Consider the following 20,443-nt stretch of genomic DNA (forward strand, 5'->3'; position numbering starts at 1 on the left):
GGCTGCCGCCAAAAGGACGCGGCGGATGCGGAGGCCACGGAGATGACCGCTGTGGACGAACGTGGATTGGCCAACTACCTCGACAAGTTCGAGCCTCCCGAGGGCGTCAAGGCTGAGCTCCTCCGGGGGGTAATCGTGATGATGGCCAGCCCAGATCTGGTGCACAACCTGATCGTGCTCCACACGCTGCGGCAGATGCCTATGGACCGCTGGTATCCCATCCAGACCCAGGACGTCGGCATCGCCGGCGAGGAGAGTATGCCCATCCCGGATCTGGTTGTCGCGGCGCCGGACGTACTGCCTGCCTCGGGCCGTCTCCTGCCGTCCCAGCTGGTCACAGCGGTGGTCGAAGTCGTTTCCAAGAGCAGCGTTCACCAGGACTATGTGGTCAAGCGCTCGATCTACGCGGCGGGCAAGATCCCCGTGTACCTCATCCTCGACCCGATCATGGCGCACTGCGTCCTGCTGACGAAGCCCGCGGGCCAGGGTGAGGACGCCGACTACCTCAGCCAGGAGATCATCAAATTCGGCGATCCCATCCCGTTGGAGGCTCTGGGACTCGAATTGGACACCAGCGAGTTCGGAACCTTCCCCGACGTCAGGCCCCACCGCTACCCGTAACGAAGTCGATCAGCTCCTCCACCCTCCCCAACAACTCCGGCTCCAGGTCCTTGTAAGACCCCACCCGGCCCAGAATCGCCTGCCACACCGCCCCGGTGTTCTCCGACGGCCACCCCAGCGCCCGGCACACCCCCGTCTTCCAGTCCTGACCGCGCGGCACCGACGGCCACCCCGCGATCCCCAGCGCCGACGGCTTCACCGCCTGCCAGATGTCGATGTACGGGTGCCCCACCACCAGCGCGTGCTCGCTCGTCACCGCCTCCGCGATGCGCCACTCCTTCGTGCCCGGCACCAGATGGTCCACCAGGACGCCCAGCCGCGCGTCCGGGCCCGGTGCGAAATCGGCCACGATCGACGGCAGGTCGTCCACGCCCTCCAGGTACTCCACCACCACGCCCTCGATGCGCAGGTCGTCGCCCCACACCTTCTCGACGAGCTCGGCGTCGTGCCGGCCCTCGACGTAGATGCGGCCGGCGCGGGCCACGCGCGCGCGTGCGCCGGGTACGGCGATCGAGCCGGAGGCGGTGCGGGCGGGGCGTACCGGAGCCGAAGCGGACGGCCGTACGAGGGTCACCACCTTGCCCTCCAGCAGAAAGCCGCGTGGCTCCAGCGGGAAGACCCGGTGCTTGCCGAAGCGGTCCTCCAGGGTCACCGTTCCCGCCTCGCAGCGGATCACCGCGCCGCAGAAACCGGTGCCGGGCTCCTCCACCACCAGACCGGCCTCCGCGGGGACCTCCGGGACGGGCTGGGGCTTCTTCCACGGCGGGGTCAGGTCGGCGGAGTACTGGCGCATTCGCATGACGATATGGACGGTGCCTTACGTCATCCGTGCGACACGCCGAAACGGGTGGCGAGGGCGTCGCGCTGGCGCCGTACGAACGCCGCGTCCACCACCGCACCGTGACCGGGCACGTACAGCGCGTCCTCGCCGCCGAAGTCCACCAACCGGTCCAGCGCGTCCGGCCAGTGCGACGGCACCGCGTCCGGGCCCGCCTGCGGTTCGCCGGACTCCTCGACCAGGTCGCCGCAGAAGACCACCTCCGGCTCCCCCGGCACGAGGACCGCGAGGTCGTACGCCGTGTGGCCCGGGCCCACGTTCGCCAGCAGGACCTGGCGGCCGGGGCCCAGGTCGAGGGTCCACTCGCCGCAGACATGGTGGCGGGGCGGGACCAGGGTGTCGGCCGCCTCCTGGGCCGCCGCCGCGTCGAGGCCGTGGTGGACGGCGTCCGCGCGGATCTCCTCACGGCCGCGCCGGCCACCGAGCACGGTGTCGATGCCGACCGCGCCGAAGACCTCCGCCCCGGCGAACGCGGCCGCGCCGAGGACGTGGTCGAAGTGGGGGTGGGTGAGCGCGAGATGGGTCACACGATGACCGGCGAGCGCCTCCGCCCGCGCCCGCAGCGCCGCCCCCTCCGCGAGGCTCGACCCCGCGTCGATCAGCAGCGCCGCGCCCTGCCCGATCACCAGCCCCACCGTGCAGTCCCAGCCGGGCAGCCGGCACCGCCCGACCCCGCGCGCGAGCCGCTCCCAGCCCACCTCTTCCCAAGTCACGTTCATACGGCGACGCTAGCCCTACGCTCCCGACCGCACGACCTCGCAGGACCGGCCTTGCCCGGGGCGTACCCGACGGCCGTACACTGGGCCGGTAAGGCTGGCACTCGCGGGCGTCGAGTGCCAGGGGGAGCGCCAAGGGGACGACGTACTGGAGGTGTGCGCGGATGCTCAGTGAACGAAGGCTGCAGGTACTGCGCGCGATCGTCCAGGACTACGTCGGTACCGAGGAGCCGGTCGGTTCCAAGGCGCTCACCGAGCGGCACAGCCTCGGCGTCTCCCCGGCCACCGTGCGCAACGACATGGCGGCCCTGGAGGACGAGGGGTACATCGCCCAGCCGCACACCAGCGCCGGGCGCATCCCGACGGACAAGGGCTACCGGCTGTTCGTCGACAAGCTGGCCGAGGTCAAGCCGCTGACCGCGCCGGAGCGCCGCGCGATCCAGAACTTCCTCGACGGCGCCGTCGACCTGGACGACGTGGTGACCCGGACCGTACGGCTGCTCGCGCAGCTCACGCGGCAGGTCGCCGTCGTGCAGTACCCCTCGCTGACCCGGTCCACCGTGCGGCACGTGGAACTGCTGTCGCTGGCACCCGCGCGCGTGATGCTGGTGCTGATCACGGACACCGGGCGGGTCGAGCAGCGGATGGTCGACTGCCCGGCGCCGTTCGGCGAGTCGTCGCTGGCGGATCTGCGGGCGCGGCTGAACAGCCGGGTCGCGGGCCGCCGCTTCACGGACGTGCCGCAGTTGGTGCAGGATCTGCCGGAGGCCTTCGAGGCCGAGGACCGCGGTACGGTCCAGACGGTGCTCTCCACCCTCCTGGAGACGCTCGTCGAAGAGACGGAGGAGCGGCTGGTGATCGGCGGTACGGCCAATCTCACCCGCTTCGGACATGACTTCCCCCTCACCATCCGGCCGGTGCTGGAGGCGCTGGAGGAGCAGGTGGTGCTTCTCAAGTTGCTTGGCGAGGCGAAGGATTCGGGCATGACCGTGCGCATCGGGCACGAGAACGCCCATGAGGGACTCAACTCCACGTCGGTGGTGTCGGTGGGCTACGGTTCGGGCGGCGAGGCGGTTGCCAAGCTCGGCGTGGTCGGACCGACCCGCATGGATTACCCGGGAACGATGGGAGCGGTACGCGCAGTGGCACGGTACGTCGGACAGATCCTGGCGGAGTCGTAAGTGGCCACGGACTACTACGCCGTTCTCGGCGTGCGTCGCGACGCGTCGCAGGAAGAGATCAAGAAGGCCTTCCGGCGGCTCGCGCGCGAGCTGCACCCGGACGTCAACCCCGATCCGAAGACCCAGGAGCGGTTCAAGGAGATCAACGCCGCTTACGAGGTGCTCTCGGACCCGCAGAAGAAGCAGGTCTACGACCTCGGCGGCGACCCGCTGTCGCAGGCCGGGGCCGGCGCCGGTGCGGGCGGCTTCGGCGCGGGTGGCTTCGGGAACTTCTCGGACATCATGGACGCGTTCTTCGGTACGGCGTCGCAGCGCGGGCCGCGCTCGCGCACGCGCCGGGGCCAGGACGCGATGATCCGGATCGAGGTCGAGCTCGACGAGGCGGCCTTCGGCACGACGAAGGACATCCAGGTCGACACGGCCATCGTCTGCTCGACCTGCAGCGGCGAGGGCGCGGCGCCGGGGACCTCGGCGCAGACGTGTGACATGTGCCGGGGCCGTGGTGAGGTCTCGCAGGTCACGCGGTCCTTCCTGGGCCAGGTCATGACCTCGCGGCCCTGCCCGCAGTGCCAGGGCTTCGGGACGGTCGTACCGAACCCGTGCCCGGAGTGCGCGGGCGACGGCCGGGTCCGGTCGCGGCGCACCCTGACGGTCAAGATCCCGGCCGGTGTCGACAACGGCACGCGCATCCAGCTCGCCGGTGAGGGCGAGGTCGGGCCCGGTGGCGGTCCGGCCGGTGACCTCTACGTCGAGATCCACGAGCTGCCGCACCCGACCTTCCAGCGGCGCGGCGACGACCTGCACTGCACGGTCACGATCCCGATGACGGCGGCGGCCCTCGGTACGAAGGTGCCGCTGGAGACCCTGGACGGCCTGGAGGAGGTCGACATCCGCCCGGGCACCCAGTCCGGCCAGTCGATCCCCCTGCACGGCCGGGGCGTCACACACCTGCGCGGCGGCGGCCGCGGCGACCTCATCGTGCACGTCGAGGTGCAGACGCCGACCAAGCTGGACGTGGAGCAGGAGCGCCTGCTGAGGGAACTGGCCAAGCTGCGCGGCGAGGAACGGCCTCAGGGGCAGTTCCAGCCGGGGCAGCAGGGGTTGTTCTCGCGGTTGAAGGACGCGTTCAACGGGCGCTAGCCCTTCACGGGACCTTGGGGTGCCTCAGGCATATGACCGGGGTCAGGCCGGATTCGGACTTGTTCGGAGGACGTGACAACATGCCGTCATGTCCTCCGCACTGACCGATCTCTTTCCGCTTCCGATCGTGCAGGCCCCCATGGCGGGCGGCGTCTCCGTGCCGCAGCTCGCCGCGGCCGTGGCCGAGGCCGGCGGGCTCGGATTCCTCGCGGCCGGTTACAAGACGGCCGACGGTATGTACCAGGAGATCAAGCAGTTGCGGGGGCTGACCGGCCGCCCCTTCGGCGTGAACCTGTTCATGCCGCAGCCCGACTACGCCGAGCCCGCCGCCGTCGACGTCTACGCCCACCAGCTGGCCGGCGAGGCCGCCTGGTACGAGACCGAGCTCGGCGACCCCGACAGCGGCCGCGACGACGGCTACGACGCCAAGCTCGCGGTGCTGCTCGACAACCCGGTGCCGGTGGTCTCGTTCCACTTCGGCGTCCCCTCCCGTGACGTCCTCGACGCCCTCCGCCGGGTCGGAACCCTCACCCTGGTCACCGCCACCACCCCCGACGAGGCCCGGGCCGTGGAGCGGGCGGGCGCGGACGGCGTGATCGTGCAGGGCGCCGAGGCCGGCGGCCACCAGGGCACTCACCAGGACATCCCCGAGAACGACCGCTCGGCCATTGGGCTGCTCTCGCTGCTGGGCCAGATCCGTGAGGCGGTCGGTCTGCCGCTCGTCGCCGCCGGCGGCATCATGCGCGGCAGCCAGATCGCCGCAGTCCTCGCGGCCGGCGCGAGCGCGGCGCAGCTCGGCACGGCGTTCCTCGCCACGCCCGAGTCCGGCGCCCACGCCGTCCACAAGCAGGCGCTGACCAACCCGCTCTTCGTCCGTACGGAACTGACCCGCGCCTTCTCCGGCCGCCCGGCCCGTGGCCTGGTCAACCGGTTCATGCGCGAGCACGGCCCGTACGCCCCCGCCGCCTACCCCGAGATCCACCACCTCACCTCCCCGGTCCGCAAGGCCGCCGCGAAGGCGGGTGACGCGCAGGGCATGGCGCTCTGGGCGGGGCAGGGGCACCGGATGGCGCGTGAGCTGCCCGCCGGGCAGCTGGTGGAGGTGCTGGCGGCCGAGCTGGACGCGGCCAGGACAGCGTTGTCCTCCGGGGGTGCCGGATGACCGCGCCGGTGTTCGTCGTCGAGCACTTCGACGCGGGCGACGGCGGGCGGTACGTCCTCGACGGGCCCGAGGGGCGGCACGCGGTGTCCGTGAAGCGGCTGCGGCCGGGGGAGGACGTGGTCCTCACCGACGGGGCCGGGCGCTGGGCGGAGTGCGTGGTCGTGGACACCGAGGGCAAGGACCGGCTGATCGTCCACATGGACTCGGTGACCGAGGAGCCGGTGCGACAGCCGCGCGTCACGGTCGTCCAGGCGCTGCCCAAGGGTGACCGGGGCGAGGTGGCCGTGGAGACCATGACCGAGGTCGGGGTCGACGCGATCGTGCCGTGGGCGGCGGCCCGCTGCATCACGCAGTGGAAGGGCGAACGCGGCACCAAGGCCCTTGCCAAGTGGCGGGCCACCGCCCGCGAGGCCGGCAAGCAGTCCCGGCGCGTGCGCTTCCCCGAGGTCGCGGACGCGGCGACGAGCAAGCAGGTCGCCGCGCTGCTCGCCGGGGCCGACTTCGCCGCCGTACTGCACGAGAGCGGCGACGAGCCGCTGGCGACCGCCGAACTCCCCACCGAGGGCGAGATCATGCTGGTCGTCGGCCCCGAAGGCGGCGTCTCCCCGGAGGAACTGACCCTGTTCACGAACGCCGGCGCCCGCGCCTACCGCCTCGGCCCCACCGTGCTGCGCACGTCCACGGCCGGCACGGCGGCGGCAGCACTCCTGCTGGGCCGCACCGGCCGCTGGTCCTGATCCCACGCGGAAGGACGCCCGCACGGCCCGTCCCCGCACGGCCCGTCCCCCTGCCGCCCCTCATGCGCACCACCAACGCTAGGACGCAGGGCACCTCTTCGGTGCGGGGTTTTTGGTGGGGAGGAGTTGGACGTCCTCGCGGCGGACCGCGAAGGACTCCGCCGGGGACTTGCCGTCGCGCGACGGGTCCCAGAGCCAGATCCAGTCGGTGGTGGAGCCGAAGGAGAGGACCGGGTGGGCCGTGGGGAGGGGGCCGTTCTCGACGGGGACGGGCTTGGTGGGGTCCACGGGGCGGACGCAGACCAGGTGGCCGTGCAGGCCGAAGTAGTCGGGTGGACTCGTGCCCAGGGTCGCCGTCCGGACCGCCGCCCGGTCCGCCGCGCCGGTCGCGCGGTCGGCGCCCAGGGCGACGGCCGTCAGGGCGTAGGTCACCGCCAGCAGGGTCGCGATGACGACGGCGAAGAGGCGGTAGCTGCCGTCGCGGCCCAGGTGGAAATGACGCAGCCAGCCCAGGATCGCCACGGAGAACAGCACGCTGCCCAGTGCCAGCCCCATCGGCTCGGCGGCGGCCAGGTACCTGCCGAGCGCCGGCGTGGGCACGGTGGCCGCGCGGATGCCGAAGCGGTCGAGGTAGGCGTCGTGCATCTGGCCGCCCAGCCGGCCGACCACCGACCACACCACCGGCACCGACAGCGGCACCAGCCACGCCGCGTGCCGGGTGAAGAACGTCCGGCGCACCGCGAGGACCACCCCGGTACCGGCGAACGCGGCCGCCCCCAGCACCAGCACCCCCGCCCACAGATCGCCCGGCGTGACGTCCTGCCCGACCAGCGCCCCGAACCCGGCCAGCGCGCTGGTCCCCGCCACGCCCGCCGCCCACTGTGCGGGCCTGCCCCGGTCCCGCGTCTCCTTGGCCATCCGGCCCAGCGGCAGCGCGCCCGCCGTGCTCAGCAGCGCCGGCAGCAGCTTCCACGCGCCCTCGGCCCGCACGACGTACATCCCGCAGACGATCGCGAGCACCAGGCCCGCCGAGCCCGCCGTCAGCCAGGCCAGCCGCACCCGCCGCGCCTCCGGCGTCTCGTCGCGCGGCGGGTTCGCGTCCGAGTGGCCGGGGACGCGCAGGCCGTGCCGGTCGGGGCTGAATTCCCGGCCACCCAGCGGGCGGGCCGCGAACTCCGCCTCCGCCGCCTCCCGCGAGTCCGGTCCCGCCGCCACCGTCACCGCCCGCTGCTCGTCCAGGCCGCCCAGCCAGGTCCACATCCGACCCACCCGGCCACCGGTGGTGGGGGCGCGGTGCATCTGGTACGTCGTCCTGGGCGGGCGTTCGTGCTCCACCAGCGCCGCGTCCCGCACCCACGCGCCCAACTCGGCCTGCTGGAGCAGCCGTTCGACCTCCGCCACCGCCGTGCGCACCGCCCCGAACCGCGCCCCGTGCAGCCGCACCTCCACGGCCAGCGCGGCCCGCCGCGCCTCCCCGGCCCGCGCCCGCTCCTCGGCCTCGGCGGGCCGCACGGACCAGCCCCGCTCCTCGAACAGGCCCGTGGCGTAGGCGACTTCGTCGGGATGGTCGACCACGTCGACGAGCATCCGCACCCGGCGGCGGCGCGGCGGGACCGGGGGCGCGGTGGCCGGGTCGGTCACCGGCCCGGCCTCGTCGGCGCCGCCGTCGGGTACGCGCGGGGCCGGCAGCGGGAGGTTCCTGCGGACGCGGACACGGGGTGGCAACGTTCCTCCGGAGAACGGCGGTTGGGTGACGTGTGAGGGTACCGAGTGGCCGTATGCGCCCTACCGCGACGGCCGGGACAGTGGCAGGCTGCCGTCCATGGGGGCATTGCGGTGGATTTGGGGCCGTCCTCGCCGGCAGCGGACGGCCGGTGTGGCGGCGGTCCTGGTCGCCTGCCTGGGCGGGCTGGTCGCCTGCGAGCCGGGGGCGATGAGCTCCGTGACCGTCGCCTACACGACCGACGAGCTGGTGACCCGGGAGCTGGAGCGGCAGAAGGCCGAGGTGCAGTGGCTCAGCTGCACCGCCGACTTCGGCGAGCGGAGCGGGTCGACACCGTCCGCGAGCGTGAACACCGTCGCGGACGTCGACTGCGAGGGGCAGACCACCGACGGCCAGGACATCACCGTCACCGGCAAGGTGACCCGCGCGGTCGACGGCGCCTGCGTGCGCGGCGACCTCACCGCCGAGATCGACGGCAAGGAGTGGTTCCGGGTCAGCGGACTCGGCGACTGCGACGCCACCTCCGCCCCGCCCGTCAACAACCCGCCCGGCGGCGGCCCCACCACGACAGTGACCGTCACCAAGACCGTCTACTGCCGGAGCGCCCCCACGTGCTGGCCAGAAGGTAAGTAGCAGGTGTGGCAGGTGATCCAAACCCCTGTGCTCGGGAGCCCGGCCTGCGTAGGGTGACCTGGTGACACAGTCCGCAGTGCCCGCGTATCTCCGGTTTCCGCACGTCCAGGGCGAGTTGGTGGCCTTCACCGCCGAGGACGACGTCTGGCTCGCGCCCCTCGACGGCGGGCGCGCCTGGCGGGTCAGCGCCGACAACGTGCCGGTGACCCAGCCGCGCATCTCGCCCGACGGCACCACCGTCGCCTGGACCTCCACCCGCGACGGCGCACCCGAGGTGCACATCGCGCCCGTCGACGGCGGTCCCGCCAAACGCCTGACGTACTGGGGCAGTTGGGTCACCCGCGTGCGCGGCTGGACCCCCGACGGACAGGTCCTCGCTCTCACCACCCACGGCCAGGCCACCCTCCGCCGCACCTGGGCGCACGCCGTCCCCCTCGACGGCGGACCGCCGACCAGGCTGCCGTACGGCCCCGTCGGCGGCATCGCGTACGGCCCGCACACCGTGCTGCTGTCCGCGCCGATGGGCCGCGAGGCCGCCTCCTGGAAGCGGTACCGGGGCGGTACGGCGGGCAAGCTGTGGATCGACCGCGACGGGAACGGCGAGTTCGTGCGGCTGCACGAGGAGCTCGACGGGAACATCGAGTACCCGACCTGGGTCGGCGACCGGATCGCCTTCCTGTCCGACCACGAGGGCACCGGCGCGCTGTACTCCTCCCACGCCGACGGCTCCGACCTGCGCCGGCACACCCCGATCGACGGTTTCTACGCCCGGCACGCGGCGAGCGACGGCACCCGCGTCGTGTACTCCTCCGTCGGCGAACTGTGGCTGCTGGACGACCTCGACGGGGCGGAGCCGCGCCGCCTCGACATCCGGCTCGGCGGGCAGCGCACCGACCGGCAGCCGTACCCGGTGAACGCCGCCCGCTGGTTCGGGTCGGCGTCCCCCGACCACACCGCGCGCGGCAGCGCGGTCGCCGTACGCGGCGGCGTGCACTGGGTCACCCACCGCTCCGGCCCCGCCCGCGCGCTCGCCGCCGAACCCGGCGTCCGGGCCCGGCTGCCCCGCACCTTCCGCGCCGAAGGCGAGGAGTGGGTGGTGTGGGTGACGGACGCCGAGGGCGAGGACGCCCTGGAGTTCGCGCCCGCCACCGGCCTGACACCCGGCTCGATCCCGCGCCGGCTGGCCGCCGGCCGCCTCGGCCGGGTCCTCGGGCTCGCCATGGCCCCCGACGGCAGCCGGGCCGCCGTCGCCTCGCACGACGGACGGCTGCTGCTCGTCGAGCGGGAGACCGGCGAGGTGCGTGAGGTCGACCGCAGTGAGAACGGCGACGTGCGCGGGCTGGTCTTCTCGCCCGACTCCGCCTGGCTCGCCTGGTCCCACCCCGGGCCGCGCCCGCTGTGCCAGCTGAAGCTCGCCAACACCACCGACCTGTCGGTCACCGAGGCGACCCCGCTGCGCTTCCAGGACTACGCCCCCGCCTTCACCGCCGACGGCAAGCACCTGGCGTTCCTGTCCAACCGCTCCTTCGACCCGGTCTACGACGAGCACGTCTTCGACCTGGCCTTCGTCGTCGGCGACCGCCCGCACCTCATCACCCTCGCCGCGACCACGCCGTCCCCGTTCGGCCCGCAGCGGCACGGCCGTCCCTTCGAGACGCCGGACAAGGACGAGACGCCCGACAGCGAGGGCACGCCGACCACGCGCATCGACCTCGAAGGGCTCGCCGACCGGATCGTGCCGTTCCCGGTGGAGGCCGGGCGCTACTCCAACCTGCGTGCCGCGAAGGACGGCGTGCTGTGGCTGCGGCACCCGGTGGAGGGCGTCCTCGGCTCCTCCCGGGCCACCCCGGACGACCCCGACCCCAAGACCGAGCTGGAGCGCTACGACCTCGCCCAGCAGCGCCTGGAGCACCTCGCGGCCGACGCCGACCACTTCGAGGTCAGCGGCGACGGGAAGCGGGTGCTGCTCTGGACGAGCGACCGCCTGAAGGTCGTACCGAGCGACCGCCGAGCCTCGAACGACGACGACAGCGACACGAACGTCACCGTCGACCTCACCCGCGTCCGCCAGACGGTCGACCCGGCGGCCGAGTGGCGGCAGATGTACGACGAGACCGGGCGCATCATGCGCGACCACTTCTGGCGGCCCGACATGAACGGCGTCGACTGGGACGGCGTCCTCGACCGCTACCGGCCCGTCCTGGAGCGGGTCGCCACCCACGACGACCTGGTGGACCTCCTGTGGGAGGTGCAGGGCGAACTGGGCACCTCGCACGCCTACGTCATCCCGCGCGGCGGACACGGAGGCGGTGCCCAACAGGGCCTGCTCGGCGCCGACATCTCCCGGCACCCGGACGGCAGCTGGCGCATCGACCGCATCCTGCCCTCGGAGACCTCCGACCCGGACGCCCGCTCACCCCTCGCCGCCCCCGGCGTCGCGGTGCGTCCCGGGGACGCGATCGTGGCGGTGGCCGGGCGGGCGGTGGACCCGGTGACCGGCCCGGGACCGCTGCTCGTCGGTACGGCGGACAAGGCCGTCGAGCTGACCATCTCGCCGTCGGGCGGTGGCGATGTGCGGCACGCGGTCGTCGTCCCGATCGCCGACGAGGAACCGCTGCGCTACCACGCGTGGGTCGCGGACCGACGGGCGTACGTGCACGAGCGGTCCGGCGGGCGACTCGGCTACCTCCACGTCCCCGACATGCAGGCGCCGGGCTGGGCGCAGATCCACCGGGACCTGCGGGTGGAGGTGGGCCGGGAGGGGCTCGTCGTCGACGTCCGGGAGAACCGGGGCGGGCACACCTCCCAGCTGGTGGTGGAGAAGCTGGCCCGGCGGATCGTCGGCTGGGCGGTTCCGCGCGGGATGCGGCCGTACAGCTACCCGCAGGACGCGCCGCGCGGGCCGGTCGTCGCCGTCGCCAACGAGTTCTCCGGCTCGGACGGCGACATCGTCAACGCTGCGATCAAGGCGCTCGGGCTCGGCCCGGTGGTCGGGGTGCGGACGTGGGGCGGCGTGATCGGCATCGACAGCCGCTACCGGCTGATCGACGGCACACTGATCACCCAGCCCAAGTACGCCTTCTGGCTGGAGGGCTACGGCTGGGGCGTCGAGAACCACGGCGTGGACCCGGACGTGGAGGTCGTACAGCGTCCGCAGGACTACACGGCGGGCCGGGACGTACAGCTCGACGAGGCGATAAGGCTCGCGCTGGAGGCACTGGACTCCGGTCCCGCGAAAGCACCGCCCAGCTTGCCGACGTAAAGGGGCGCGGGGCTGTGTCGATATGCGGCTCCGCCGCGTGGGCGCGACCAGCCCCCGACGGCCCGCACCCGGCGACGATACGATGCCCCCACACCCGATCACCCGTTCAACCCCCGGAGGGACCATGGCAGGGGAGCCGCAGGACGACTGCCTGTTCTGCAAGATCGTCGCGGGCCAGATCCCGGCGACGATCGTCCGCGAGACGGATACGACCGTCGCCTTCCGGGACATCAACCCCCAGGCACCCACCCACGTCCTGGTCATCCCCAAGGTGCACTACCCCGACCCCGCCGCGCTCGCCGCAGCCGTGCCTCAGATCGCCGCGGACGTGCTGCGCGAGACCCAGGCGGTCGCCGACGAGGACAAGCTGGAGAGCTACCGCGTCGTCTTCAACAAGGGCCCCGGCGCCGGCCAGACCGTCTGGCACACGCACGCCCACGTCCTGGGCGGCCGCGGCCTGGAATGGCCGCCCGGGTAAGTCGCCGTGTCCGTACGTGAATTGGTGGTCCTAGGCACCGCCAGCCAGGTCCCGACCCGGCACCGCAACCACAACGGCTACCTGCTGCGCTGGGACGGCCAGGGCATCCTGTTCGACCCCGGCGAGGGCACCCAGCGCCAGATGCTGCGCGCCGGGGTCGCCGCCCACGACATCGACCGGATCTGCGTCACGCACTTCCACGGGGACCACTCGCTGGGCCTGGCCGGAGTCATCCAGCGCATCAACCTCGACCAGGTGCCCCACCCGATCACCGCGCACTACCCCCGCTCCGGGCAGCGCTTCTTCAACCGACTCCGGTACGCCACCGCCTACCGCGAGACCGTGCAGCTCGTCGAGGCGCCGGTGGACCGCGACGGGGAGCTCGCCTCGTCGCAGGCATACACGCTTCAGGCCCACAAGCTCTCCCACCCCGTCGAGTCCTACGGCTATCGCCTCGTCGAGCCCGACGGGCGTCGCATGCTGCCCGAGCGGCTCGCCGCGCACGGCGTCAAGGGGCCCGACGTGGGCCGGATCCAGCGCGAGGGCGCGCTCGGCGGGGTGACCCTCGAAGAGGTCAGCGAGGTGCGGCGCGGGCAGCGGTTCGCGTTCGTGATGGACACCCGGTTGTGCGACGGCGTGTACGCGCTCGCCGAGGGCTGCGACATGCTCGTCATCGAGTCGACGTTCCTCGACGAGGACGAGGAACTCGCCGTGGAACACGGCCACCTGACGGCCGGTCAGGCCGCACGGGTGGCCCGGGAGAGCGGCGTACGGCATCTCGTGCTCACCCACTTCAGCCAGCGCTACTCGGAGCCGGACGGTTTCGAGCGGCAGGCGCGGGCCGCCGGGTTCGAGGGGGAGCTGAGCGTGGCGCACGACCTACTGAGAGTGCCGCTTCCGAAGCGTCGGTGAAACGCCCGTACGATGATCTGATGCCCCTCCCGAAAGCCGAACTGCACCTGCACATCGAAGGCACCCTGGAGCCGGAGCTCGCTTTCGAGCTCGCCGCACGCAACGGCGTGCGGCTGCCCTACGCGGACACCGACGAGCTGCGCAAGGCGTACCAGTTCGAGGACCTTCAGTCCTTCCTGAACCTGTACTACGAGCTCATGGCCGTGCTGCGCACCGAGCAGGACTTCGCGGACCTCGCGAACGCCTACCTCGCCCGGGCCGCCGCGCAGGGCGTGCGGCACGCGGAGATCTTCTTCGACCCGCAGGCGCACATCGCCCGCGGGGTCGGCATGGGCACGGTGGTCGAGGGCCTGTGGCGGGCGCTGGAGCACAGCGAGCGCGCGCACGGGATCTCCACCCAGCTGATCATGTGCTTCCTGCGGGACGAGTCCGCCGAGTCGGCGATGGCGACGCTGGACGCGGCGAAGCCGTATCTGGACCGGATCACCGGGGTCGGGCTGGACTCCGCCGAGGTCGGGCATCCGCCGGTGAAGTTCCGTGAGGTGTACGAGGCCGCCGCCGCCCTCGGGCTGCGGCGGGTGGCGCATGCCGGGGAGGAGGGGCCGCCGGAGTACGTCACCGAGGCCCTCGACGTGCTCGGCGTCGAGCGCGTCGACCACGGGCTGCGCTGCATGGAGGATCCGGCGCTGGTGGAGCGGCTGGTGCGGGAGCGGATCCCGCTGACGCTGTGCCCGCTGTCCAACGTCCGGCTGCGTGCCGTCGACGTCCTCGCAGGCCATCCGCTGCCCGCGATGCTCGACGCGGGGCTGCTGTGCACGGTCAACTCCGACGACCCGGCGTACTTCGGCGGGTACGTGGGTGACAACTTCGACGCGGTGCGCTCGGCGCTGGGACTGACCGAGGACGCGTTGAGGGAGCTTGCCCGCAACTCCTTCGTCGCGTCGTTCCTGGAGCACGACGAGGAGCGGCGGGCGCGGTATCTCGCGGAGGTGGAGGCGTACGAGTTCTAAGTGCTCGTGGGGCGCTTACGCGGCCGTCGCCTTGTCGTAGGCAGGTGTCTCCACCGGGATCTCCACCATCGGAAGCGAGCGTCTGCCCGCGCCGAGTGCCACCGCCGTCATCGGCACGGCGATCACCAGCAGCCCGACGGCCAGCACCACGCCCATCGCCGGGAAACCGGCCCGCGCCGACAGCAGGCTGCCGGTCAGCGGGCCCGCCGCCGTGCCCAGCGAGGACGCGGAACCGACGAGTACCGCCCATCGGCCGCGCGGGTCGAGGGAGGCGGCGAGGCCGATGACGTACGACAGGACGATCGGGTAGAGCAGATTCCACGCGATCTCGCCGGTCGCGAAGGTCGTCAGGTCGGTCGCGGAGGCGCTCAGCGCGATGCACGCGGCGATGAGCACCGTGCCCGCCCCGACGGGTAGGGCCCGGCCGAGCCGTGGGCCCAGCGCGCCCGCCCCGACGACCCCCAGCAGCCCCGCCCCGAGCGCCACCGCGAAGACCACGCCGACCGTGGCCTCGGACAAGTGGGCCTGGGTGAGGCCGATGCGGCCGCTGACGCCCCAGAGCGAGTTCTGGGCGAGGGACCAGCACAGCAGGGTGGCGGCCAGGATCAGGCCTGCGCGGGGGTGGGGGAGAGGGCTGGACTCCCGGCGGACGTGGCGGGCGGCCGTACGGACCGGGAGACGGGCGGTCAGCGGCCAGACGGCGAGCGCGGTGAGGGCGATCGCGGCCAGCGGGATGCCGTGGCCGGGGCCGAGGTGCGGGATCGTCAGATAGAGCGCCCCGGCGAGGGCGGAGACGCCGAGCAGGCCGACCGTGGTGACGCGGTGCGGGTCGCGCTGTGCGGCGATCCCGGTGGCGGCGACCGCCGTGGCCGTACCGGATCCGAACCCGCCGACCATCGCGCCGGCGACGACCGCGGGGACGGTGGTGGTGAGGGTGGCGCCGCCGTAACCGAGCACGGCGAGGGCGAGGCCGACGCGGGCCAGGGTGCGCGGGCCGACCCGGTCGACGCGGGACGCCAGCAGGAACCCGGCCGCCGCCGAACTCAGCAGCAGCGCACTGCCGATGGCGCCCGCCTGGGTGGCGGAGACAGGAAGTCCGGAGTCCAGCCTGCCGACGACGGTCGGGAGGAGGTACGGGGCGAGGTACCCGGCCGTGAAAAGGGCGACGAGGGGCCAGGGGATGGTGCGGGGGGCGAACACGGGCGTTCCCAGGGCATGCGAAAGGACGGCACAGAAAAGGGGGATTGGGCGACGACCGTCGACGGACAGGAACGCGCGGGCAATTTGTATCAAGCGGGGGGAGGGCGACGGGAGGCCGGGATGGGTGATCTGGGTCACCTTCTGTTTGGGGTCGGCCAAGCCGGGTAAATGAGCGCCTTCCACTCGCCTTCCGGCCGGCTAACGCCAGTGCGCGGCCCCGCCGGTCGCCGGCGCCGTCGCCTCGATCTTCGCCCTGATCTCCCGCATCACCGCGACGATCCGCTCCTCCCGGCCCGGCGTCAGCCGGGCCACCGGCACCGAGCAGCTGATCGCGTCCTGGGCCGGGTCGTCGTAGCGCAGCGCCAAGCCGAAGCCGACGATGCCGAGCACGCCCTCCTCGCGGTCCACCGAGTAGCCGCGCGACCGGACCTCGGCGAGGTCGGCGGCGAGGGACGCACGGGTGGTGTGGGTGTGGGGGGTGAGCGCCTCGTACGGGCCGTCGGGCAGGTCGGTGTCGGGGCGTTCGGCGAGCAACGCCTTGCCCAGGGCGCCCACATGGGCGGGCAGCCTGCGCCCGACCCGGCTGATGGTCCGCAGGTACTCGTGCGACTCACGGGTCGCCAGATACGCCACGTCCCGGCCGTCCAGCCGACCCATATGGATGGTCTCGCCGAGCGCCTCCGACGCCTCGTCGAGGTAGGGGCGTACGACGCGGACGCGTGGGTCGGAGTCGAGGTAGCTGGTGCCGGTGAGCAGGGCACGGATGCCGATGCCGTACAGGGAGCCGGTGACGTCGGTACGGACCCAGCCGCGGGCGGCGAGGGTCTGCAGCAGCGCGTACATCGAACTGCGGGGCACGCCGAGCTCGTCCGCCAGCTCCTGAAGCCGCGCCGGACGGTCGCCGCGCGCGGCCAGCAGCTCCAGCAACTCGACCGTACGCGCCGCCGATTTCACCTCGCGGACGCCGCCTGTCTCCGACATGTCCTGATCGTAAGCAGGGGCGCCGCCCTGCGATGCGTCGCGGTGTGCGCGAACCATTGACGGCCGCCGTTCGCCTATCTAATCTCCGTCTTCATACGTGGATGGCGTCTACATAGGGAGATGATGGGCGTGGGTCTCGACACCGGCGTGGCGGCGCGGCTGCGGGAGGGGATGGCGGGCGGCGTGCTGTCCTTCCCGCTCACCGTCTTCCACGACGACGGCTCCCTCGACCTCGACGGCTTCCGCGCGTATCTCGCCGCGCAGCTCGCCACCGGGCCCGGCGCGGTCTTCCCCGCCTGCGGCACCGGCGAGTTCTTCTCGCTGGACGAGGACGAGTACCGGCAGGTCGTCACGGCCACTGTGCACGAGGCGGCGGGACGCGTGCCGGTCGTGGCCGGGGTCGGCTACGGCTGGGCGCAGGCCGTACGGTTCGCCCGGATCGCCGAGGACGCCGGCGCCGACGCGCTGCTCGTGCTGCCGCACTATCTCGTCGCCGTACCGCAGGACGGCCTGGTCGCCCAGCTGGAGCAGCTCGCCGCCCGCACCCCGCTGCCGCTCATCGCCTACCAGCGCGGCCAGGTCGCCTACGGCACCGAGGCGTTCCGCCGGATCGCGCGGATCCCCGGCGTCATCGGCCTCAAGGACGGGCACAGCGACCTCGACCGGCTCCAGCGCCTCACCCTCGCCTCCCCCGAGGACTTCCTGTTCTTCAACGGGGCCGCCACCGCCGAGATCCAGGCCCGCGCCTACGCCGCCGTCGGCGTCCCCGCCTACTCCTCCGCCGTGCACGCCTTCGCCCCCGAGATCGCGAACGCCTTCTTCACCGCCCTGCGCGACGGCGACGAGGGGGTGGTGGAGAAGCTGCTGCGGGACTTCTACGTGCCGTTCGTCGAACTGCGCGACCGGACGCCCGGATACGCCGTGTCGCTGGTCAAGGCGGCGGCCCGGCTGCGTGGCCGGCCGGTCGGCCCGGTCCGCGCCCCGCTCACCGAACCCTCGTCGGCCGACCTCGCCGACCTCAGGACCCTGCTCGCCACCGGACTCGACCTCGTAGGAGCCGCCCTGTGAACCTCACGATCGCGAGCGTCCACCTGACCCCGATCCTGGTCGCCGACCCGCCGCTGCTGAACACGCAGGGCGTCCACCAGCCGTACACGCCCCGGCTGATCGTGGAGGTGGTGACGGCGGACGGCGTGACCGGCGTCGGGGAGACGTACGGGGACGCCAAGTACCTGGAGCTGGCACGGCCCTTCGCGGAGAAACTGAAGGGACGGCAAGTCAGCGATCTCAACGGGCTGTTCGTCCTCGCCGACGAGGTGGCCGTGGACGCCTCACGGGTCTCCGAGGCCGTGGACGTCGGCGGGTTGCGCGGCGTGCAGACCGCGGACAAGCTGCGGCTGTCCGTCGTCTCCGGCTTCGAGGTGGCCTGTCTGGACGCGCTGGGCAAGGCGCTCGGGCTGCCCGTGCACGCGCTGCTCGGGGGCAAGGTGCGGGACGCGGTCGAGTACAGCGCGTATCTCTTCTACAAGTGGGCCGAGCATCCGGAAGGCGTGGCCGCCGAGCAGGACGACTGGGGTGCCGCCCTCGACCCGGCCGGAGTCGTGGAGCAGGCGCGGAAGTTCAAGGAGCGGTACGGGTTCTCGTCCTTCAAGCTCAAGGGCGGGGTGTTCCCGCCCGACGAGGAGATCGCGGCCGTACGGGCGCTCGCGGAGGCCTTTCCCGGACATCCGCTGCGGCTCGACCCCAACGGTGCCTGGTCCGTGGAGACGTCGGTCAAGGTGGCCGAGGAACTCCGTGACGTCCTGGAGTACCTGGAGGACCCGGCGCTCGGCACGCCCGCCATGGCCGAGGTCGCCGCGCGGACCGGCGTACCGCTCGCCACCAACATGTGCGTGACGACGTTCGCCGAGATCAAGGAGGCGTTCACGCGGGGCGCCGTCCAGGTGGTCCTGTCCGACCACCACTACTGGGGCGGACTGCGCAACACCCAGCAACTCGCCGCCGTCTGCCGCACCTTCGGCGTCGGGGTGTCCATGCACTCCAACACCCACCTGGGGATCTCGCTGGCCGCCATGACCCACGTGGCGTCCACCGTCCCCGACCTCCATCACGCCTGCGACTCCCACTACCCCTGGCAGTCCGAGGACGTGCTCACCGAGCGGCTGGTCTTCGAGAACGGGTCCGTGCGGGTCCCGGACGCCCCCGGCCTGGGCGTCGAACTCGACCGCGACCGGCTCGCCCTGCTGCACCGGCGCTGGCTGGACGACGACGGCACACTGCGCGACCGCGACGACGCGGCCGCGATGCGGATCGCCGATCCGGAGTGGGTCACTCCGGCGATGCCCCGCTGGTAACACCCTCGACCGCCGGTAACTCCCCTTCCCCTGCCCACGATCGGAGCCGCTCGTGTCCGCAGCAGTACCCGAAGCCCCTGGAGTGCACCCGCCCGCCGTCCAGTCCGCCATCCGCAAGATCTTCCGCCGCGTGGTCCCGCTCTTCTTCGTGATGTTCGTCGCGAACTACATGGACCGCGTCAACCTCGGCTTCGCCCAGGACGAACTCCGCGCCGACGTCGGGCTGTCGGCCGCCGCGTTCGGCCTCGGCGCCGGGATCTTCTTCATCGCCTACGCCCTCTTCGAAGTCCCCTCCAACATGCTGATGGAGCGCTACGGCGCCAAGGTCTGGCTCACCCGGATCATGATCAGCTGGGGTGTCGTGGCGACCGCGATGGCGTTCGTCAACAGCGTGGAGATGTTCTACGCACTGCGCTTTCTGCTCGGCGTGGCGGAGGCGGGCTTCTTCCCGGCCGTCATCTACTACTTCTCCCGCTGGCTGCCCGACTCCCACCGCGGCCGCGCCACGTCCATCTTTCTGATGGGGTCCGGCACGGCGACGGTCATCGTCGGCCCGGTCTCCGGCGCGCTGATGGAGATGCACGGCATCTGGGGGCACGCCGGCTGGCAGTGGATGTTCTTCATCGAGGGCATCTTCTCCGTCGTCCTGGGCTTCGTCGTCTACCGGTTCCTCGACTCCGGCATCGAGACGGCGAGTTGGCTGACGCAGGAGGAGAAGTCCGGCCTCGTCGCCGTCATCGACGCGGAGCAGGAGGCACGGGCCACCGGGGGTGCGCACATCTCCCGCTGGAGGCTGCTCGCCGATCCCCAGATGCTGCTCTTCCTGTGGATCTACTTCGCTATCAACGTGGCGTTGTACGCGGTGACCTTCTGGCTGCCGTCGATCGTGGCCGACATCGGCGGACTGAGCGACTTCCAGGTGGGGCTGCTGACGTCGGTGCCGTGGCTGTGCGCGATCGTCGCCGTGTACGTCAGCGGGCGGATCTCCGACCGGATCGGCAAGCGGCGGCCGATCCTGATGACGCTGCTGGTGCTGGGCGGTTGCGGCACGCTGCTGGCGGTGTTCGTGTCGCCGTGGGTGGGGCTGGGCGCGCTGTGCCTGGCCGCGGTGGGCTTCAAACCCGCGTCCCCGATCTTCTGGACCATCCCCCAGAGCTACCTGGACGCCCGGGCCGCCGCCCCCGGCATCGCCCTGATCAACTCCATCGGCAACCTCGGCGGCTTCGTCGCCCCGACCGCCTTCGGCCTCATCGAGGACGCGACCGGCTCCACCAAGGGCGGCCTGGTCGGCCTGACGGTGGTCGGCTTCCTGGCGGCGGTGAGCGTCCTGCTGGTGCGCGGCGGCGGACGGAACGACCGGGTGCGGGGCGGGGAGGCACCGGCACGGGCAGCCGCCGCCACGGCCACCCCCAAGTCGGCACCGGGCGCGGCACGGTCCGCTTCGGGGCCGCCGGGCGCCGGGCGGCCGGGTCCGGCGACGGCGTGACGCGGCGGA

Annotated in this window: 18 protein-coding genes; 13 read left to right on the forward strand and 5 right to left on the reverse strand. The window is 72.5% G+C overall.

What is annotated here, in order from left to right; all coding sequences use genetic code 11:
* Positions 1-42: 42 nt before the first annotated feature.
* Positions 43-621, forward strand: coding sequence for a Uma2 family endonuclease (locus I2W78_RS26675; RefSeq protein WP_196462797.1), 579 nt, complete (start codon positions 43-45; stop codon positions 619-621).
* Here I2W78_RS26675 and I2W78_RS26680 read toward each other — a convergent pair.
* A complete protein-coding gene (locus I2W78_RS26680) occupies positions 599-1,414 on the reverse strand; it encodes a DUF3097 domain-containing protein (protein ID WP_196462798.1) in 816 nt (271 codons plus the stop codon). The two genes, I2W78_RS26675 and I2W78_RS26680, sit on opposite strands and share 23 nt — an antisense overlap.
* A 29-nt stretch (positions 1,415-1,443) precedes the next feature.
* Complete coding sequence (locus I2W78_RS26685) at positions 1,444-2,178, reverse strand: MBL fold metallo-hydrolase (protein WP_196462799.1); 735 nt, start codon at positions 2,176-2,178, stop codon at positions 1,444-1,446.
* A 161-nt stretch (positions 2,179-2,339) separates the two neighbouring features.
* Between I2W78_RS26685 and hrcA the strand changes: the two genes are divergently transcribed.
* The 4 genes from hrcA to I2W78_RS26705 all read left to right on the forward strand — a co-directional run bounded on the left by hrcA (position 2,340) and on the right by I2W78_RS26705 (position 6,395).
* Positions 2,340-3,356 (forward strand): heat-inducible transcriptional repressor HrcA, encoded by a 1,017-nt coding sequence (gene hrcA, locus I2W78_RS26690; protein WP_196462800.1) that lies wholly within the window; start codon positions 2,340-2,342, stop codon positions 3,354-3,356.
* Complete coding sequence (gene dnaJ, locus I2W78_RS26695) at positions 3,357-4,496, forward strand: molecular chaperone DnaJ (protein WP_196462801.1); 1,140 nt, start codon at positions 3,357-3,359, stop codon at positions 4,494-4,496.
* An 88-nt stretch (positions 4,497-4,584) separates the two neighbouring features.
* Complete coding sequence (locus tag I2W78_RS26700; protein ID WP_196462802.1) at positions 4,585-5,658, forward strand: nitronate monooxygenase; 1,074 nt, start codon at positions 4,585-4,587, stop codon at positions 5,656-5,658.
* Positions 5,655-6,395 carry a 16S rRNA (uracil(1498)-N(3))-methyltransferase gene (locus tag I2W78_RS26705; protein ID WP_196462803.1) on the forward strand — a complete coding sequence of 247 codons (741 nt, stop codon included), beginning with the start codon at positions 5,655-5,657 and terminating at the stop codon, positions 6,393-6,395. The genes I2W78_RS26700 and I2W78_RS26705 overlap by 4 nt, the downstream gene beginning before the upstream one ends.
* A 78-nt stretch (positions 6,396-6,473) precedes the next feature.
* On the opposite strand, the gene I2W78_RS26710 is transcribed toward I2W78_RS26705, so the two are convergent.
* Positions 6,474-8,120: a hypothetical protein gene (locus I2W78_RS26710; protein WP_196462804.1), complete on the reverse strand. Its 1,647-nt coding sequence runs from the start codon at positions 8,118-8,120 to the stop codon at positions 6,474-6,476.
* A gap of 97 nt (positions 8,121-8,217) precedes the next feature.
* On the opposite strand from I2W78_RS26710, the gene I2W78_RS26715 reads away from it, so the two are divergent.
* The 5 genes from I2W78_RS26715 (at position 8,218) to I2W78_RS26735 (ending at position 14,413) form a co-directional block, all read left to right on the forward strand.
* On the forward strand, positions 8,218-8,751 hold the full coding sequence (locus tag I2W78_RS26715) for a hypothetical protein (protein ID WP_230885597.1): 534 nt from the start codon (positions 8,218-8,220) through the stop codon (positions 8,749-8,751).
* 61 nt (positions 8,752-8,812) lie between these two features.
* Complete coding sequence (locus tag I2W78_RS26720; protein WP_196462805.1) at positions 8,813-12,013, forward strand: S41 family peptidase; 3,201 nt, start codon at positions 8,813-8,815, stop codon at positions 12,011-12,013.
* Between the two features lie 124 nt (positions 12,014-12,137).
* Positions 12,138-12,491, forward strand: a complete 354-nt coding sequence (locus tag I2W78_RS26725; RefSeq protein WP_196462806.1) for a histidine triad nucleotide-binding protein — start codon at positions 12,138-12,140, stop codon at positions 12,489-12,491.
* Between the two features lie 6 nt (positions 12,492-12,497).
* On the forward strand, positions 12,498-13,403 hold the full coding sequence (locus I2W78_RS26730) for a ribonuclease Z (RefSeq protein WP_196462807.1): 906 nt from the start codon (positions 12,498-12,500) through the stop codon (positions 13,401-13,403).
* A 20-nt stretch (positions 13,404-13,423) separates the two neighbouring features.
* On the forward strand, positions 13,424-14,413 hold the full coding sequence (locus I2W78_RS26735; RefSeq protein ID WP_196462808.1) for an adenosine deaminase: 990 nt from the start codon (positions 13,424-13,426) through the stop codon (positions 14,411-14,413).
* 15 nt (positions 14,414-14,428) lie between these two features.
* Here I2W78_RS26735 and I2W78_RS26740 read toward each other — a convergent pair whose 3' ends face one another.
* Both I2W78_RS26740 and I2W78_RS26745 read right to left on the reverse strand, forming a co-directional pair.
* Positions 14,429-15,613, reverse strand: a complete 1,185-nt coding sequence (locus I2W78_RS26740) for an MFS transporter (protein ID WP_196462809.1) — start codon at positions 15,611-15,613, stop codon at positions 14,429-14,431.
* A gap of 198 nt (positions 15,614-15,811) precedes the next feature.
* Positions 15,812-16,594, reverse strand: a complete 783-nt coding sequence (locus I2W78_RS26745) for an IclR family transcriptional regulator (RefSeq protein ID WP_196462810.1) — start codon at positions 16,592-16,594, stop codon at positions 15,812-15,814.
* A gap of 123 nt (positions 16,595-16,717) precedes the next feature.
* Between I2W78_RS26745 and I2W78_RS26750 the strand changes: the two genes are divergently transcribed.
* The 3 genes from I2W78_RS26750 (at position 16,718) to I2W78_RS26760 (ending at position 20,434) form a co-directional block, all read left to right on the forward strand.
* Positions 16,718-17,662, forward strand: coding sequence for a 5-dehydro-4-deoxyglucarate dehydratase (locus I2W78_RS26750; RefSeq protein WP_196464731.1), 945 nt, complete (start codon positions 16,718-16,720; stop codon positions 17,660-17,662).
* Positions 17,659-18,948, forward strand: a complete 1,290-nt coding sequence (locus tag I2W78_RS26755) for a glucarate dehydratase family protein (protein WP_196462811.1) — start codon at positions 17,659-17,661, stop codon at positions 18,946-18,948. Before I2W78_RS26750 ends, I2W78_RS26755 begins: the two co-directional genes overlap by 4 nt.
* A gap of 82 nt (positions 18,949-19,030) precedes the next feature.
* Positions 19,031-20,434, forward strand: coding sequence for an MFS transporter (locus I2W78_RS26760; RefSeq protein WP_196464732.1), 1,404 nt, complete (start codon positions 19,031-19,033; stop codon positions 20,432-20,434).
* Positions 20,435-20,443 lie beyond the last annotated feature (9 nt).

Source organism: Streptomyces spinoverrucosus, from assembly GCF_015712165.1.
Lineage (GTDB): Bacteria > Actinomycetota > Actinomycetes > Streptomycetales > Streptomycetaceae > Streptomyces > Streptomyces spinoverrucosus_A.